4 protein-coding genes are annotated in these 3,611 nt (G+C 39.8%); all 4 read left to right on the top strand.

Annotated features, from left to right (window positions below):
* On the top strand, positions 1-875 hold an 875-nt coding region (locus AC220I_RS19950; RefSeq protein WP_486725621.1), incomplete at its 5' end, for a hypothetical protein.
* Between the two features lie 2 nt (positions 876-877).
* Positions 878-2,275: a B12-binding domain-containing radical SAM protein gene (locus AC220I_RS19945; RefSeq protein ID WP_486725620.1), complete on the top strand. Its 1,398-nt coding sequence runs from the start codon at positions 878-880 to the stop codon at positions 2,273-2,275.
* Between the two features lie 7 nt (positions 2,276-2,282).
* On the top strand, positions 2,283-2,921 hold the full coding sequence (locus tag AC220I_RS19940; RefSeq protein ID WP_486725619.1) for a class I SAM-dependent methyltransferase: 639 nt from the start codon (positions 2,283-2,285) through the stop codon (positions 2,919-2,921).
* The coding region (locus AC220I_RS19935) for a cobalamin-dependent protein (protein ID WP_486725618.1) at positions 2,899-3,611 on the top strand (713 nt) is incomplete at its 3' end. The genes AC220I_RS19940 and AC220I_RS19935, both read left to right, overlap by 23 nt.

The raw sequence follows: 3,611 nt of genomic DNA, 5'->3' as shown, positions 1-3,611 counted from the left end.
AGCGCCTAAACCCATGCAAGCAAGAATACTTTGAAGGCCAGTTTGAGAGTGGTAGGGCATTTGTCATCAGGTACCACCAAACTGTGGACGTTTTTAATTTTATAAAAGGCATCACGCTAAGGCTGCCCCTTAAAATTGTAGGCAAGCCCTTTTCGGTTTCTTCAAAGGGGTATTTGGGTGATCATACTTGTGTAACCCAATTAATCCAAGGCTTAAAGGGTTTAAACCTAGTCCTTAATGGAGACAGGGGACTTGACCTACCCTATGCTTATACCCTATCCAGTCACGAATTTCATAACAAGTTTGAGACCTTTGACCACTATTTGAAAGCACTTAGAAGTCACTATAGGTATCGTGTCAAAAAAGCACAAGTAAAAGCCAATGCACTGAGGGTAATAAAAATAGACCAAAGTGATTTTAGCCATGATCATCATGACCTATACCTTGAAGTCTATCAAAACTCAAAGGACAAACTCGAATGTCTGGGTCTTGATTTTTTTAGAGAATTTCCATCTGATATCTATGAATTTAGAGTGACAAAGACGGAAGAAGTGGTTGGTTTTATACAGCTTGTAAGAGAGGCTGAAAAACTCATCTTTTTGTTTGGTGGCTTTAAGCATGAACACGTCAAAACCTATGATTTGTATATGAACATGTTGATTGAAATTATAAAAATAGGCATTAATGAGGGTGTAAAGACCATCGAATTTGGGCAAACCGCAGAGGAGACAAAGCTTAAACTTGGGTGCGTGTCTGTTCCCAAGTATTTATACGTCCATCATTCCAGTAAAGTCCTTCAATACATCATTTCTAAATTATTGCCTTTATTGTCATACAAGCCACATCCCATAACCTATAATGTGTTTAAGGATTGAATATGAAGATTATACTGAAGAAGGTAAGAAAAAAAACGCCCTTCACATGGGTGAATCCAATTAAGGTTGAACCCTTAGAACTTGAATACTTAAAGGCCGTGATAGACGACCTCGGTTTGGAAAGCCATATTGTGGATGAGCTTTTTCAAAAGCATTCTCATTTGAAATGCCAACCGCTTGACATTATCATACTAAATGGCTATAACACAGCCCGAGACCAGATGATGCTTGAGGCCAAAAGGATCAAGGCCCAATCAAAGGAAACCATTGTCATAGGATCAGGCGTGGATGTACAAGTGAACTTTGAACTTTACTTGGAAGGTGACTTTGACTACTTGGTAAGGTCCAATCGACTAGACGATTTCAAGGCTTTGATTGAGCATATTGTCTTTGGGAAAAAAGAGTCTCCGTCAGGTGTGATTGTACTTAGTGGTAGGGCTAGAGATGCTCAAGATAAAGAGGATAGACACAAACAGGATAGACACAAAGAAGATAGAATCAAACATGATAGACACAAACAGGATAATGGGATAAGCGCTCTCAATTCAAATGGAAACTGTATCGCCTTAAGGGCCTTTGAACCGATACACCCATCCCGTACTTATTTTGACCAGATCAAACCACAAACCCGGTATTTACTTTATCAAGAAGTGGCACTGGTAAAGCGGTCACATGGCTGTCCCTATCAATGTGAATTTTGCTTCTGTAAGCAGCTCAATCAAGGACACTTGGTCAGCCGAACCTTTGAGGACCTTAAAAATGAAATGACCCAAATTCAGGCACAATACTTTTGGGTGGTGGATGATGTCTTCATTCATAACGAAACAGAGGCAAAGGCATTTTTAGAAGCCTTTAAAAATACAGCCTTCAAAATGATTGTCTATCTTAGGGCGGACTTCATCGCAAGGCATCCAGAGATTATGAAATCCTTAAAAGTAGCAGGTGTTATTGAAGTGATTGTGGGCTTTGAGTCCATAAAAGCCAACTTCCTAGAAGGTTATAAGAAGGGGTACACACCAGACATCAACACTGGGGCGATTAAAACCTTAAAGCAGTGTGACCTTTCCTATACAGCCCTTTTTATGATGGATATTGGCGATCGGCCACCAGATTTTAAAGCCCTCAAGCACTATATTAAGACGCATGATATTGAGAATTATACCTTTTCCATTTTCACGCCGCTGAGAGGGACGGATGTCTATAAGCAATATGAAGGTCAAATTATAGACCATAAATGTGAGCATTATGATTTTTTGCATCTGACTTTAAAACCAAAGCACATGAGTCCAACTGGATTTAAACGCGCCTTTGCATCGCTATTTTTCTTTCAGTTTTTTCATTCAAAGAATGCAAGGCGTATGATTTACAAACTATTAAGGGAAACCTTTAAAATACAATGAGGTGAAAATGAGCAGTCAAAGTGTTTGGAATTTTTGGGCCCCTAGATATAAAAAACTATGGGTTCAAAAAGTCTCTTTAAAACCAACAAGACAAAAGGTTTTGGAATTAATGACACATTCCTTTGCCGATAAAAAAATCACCGCCTATATTGACATCGGCTGTGGTGTGGGCGAGCTTATAGGGCAAATTGAAGATCAGTTCACAACGACCCATAGCTATGGGCTAGATTACTCTGCTGCCATGATAGAAATCGCATCTGGTCAGGGCTTAAAGACAAAGTGGTTTTGTGAAGACGTACATGACTTTGAACCAGAGGCTGAAATGGATTTGGTCCTCTGTACACATTCCTTTCCCTATTATAGGGATCAGAAATATGTCCTTAGTAAGTTTGGTAAAATGCTAAGGGGAAGGGGTAAGCTTTTAATTGCTTTTGCCAGTAAAAATTCTTTCTATGACGCTCTCTGCCTTGCGGTAGTAAAGGTAACCACTGGCAGTGCAAAGTATCCATCGGTATCTGAGTTCATAGACCTTGCCTCAGATGACTTCAAACACCTATCCACCACTCGAATCAAAGAAAAATGGTATATGCCAAGCATTTATCTTTTTGAAATGGAGCCCAAAGATGACCAATGTACTCTTGATTAGACCTAAACCCCATAAGGATACCATCGGCCTCAAGCACGTCATGATTTGCGAGCCACTTGAGCTTGAATACTTGGTTTCAAACCTTTCGCCAGACTTAAAAGGGGAATACAATCTCATCATTATAGATATGTTGCTTGATACAAGCAATTTATTAAAGCACCTTGAAGACTACGCACCAGGTGTGGTGATCTTCACGGGCTACAACACCCATGTGAACTTGATCAAGGGGTTTTCTAAGGAAGTAAAGCAGTTTGATCAGGCTATCATAACGGCAGTTGGGGGTGTGCATGTGGAGGTCGTTCCCGACGATTTTAGGGACCAAGCCATGGATGTCTTGCTCTGGCGTAATGGTATTGACGCCTTTAATTGTCTCTTAAAGGGCTTACATACTGGAAAAGAGATTTCTAAAATTCAAGTTGAAATCGACAAGCAGCCCATTAAAACCACCTTTAATTACAATCCGCCTGATCGAAAGATTAACGCTGCTCATAGGCATAAATACTATTATATGTTTCACAATCCCTGTGCACTCATCAAAACAAGCTTTGGATGCACCTTTAAGTGTGCCTTTTGTTTTTGCCATGAAATCACTGGTGGTAGGTACTATGAGCGCACCATTGAAGATGTCATTGAAGAGCTTAAATCCATAGAGGAAAAAGAAATCTATATTGTGGACGATAACTTTTTATT

Source organism: Fusibacter sp. (assembly GCF_057447755.1).
Note: the sequence above shows the minus strand (reverse complement) of the source record. Positions and strands in the feature narration are given on the sequence as shown.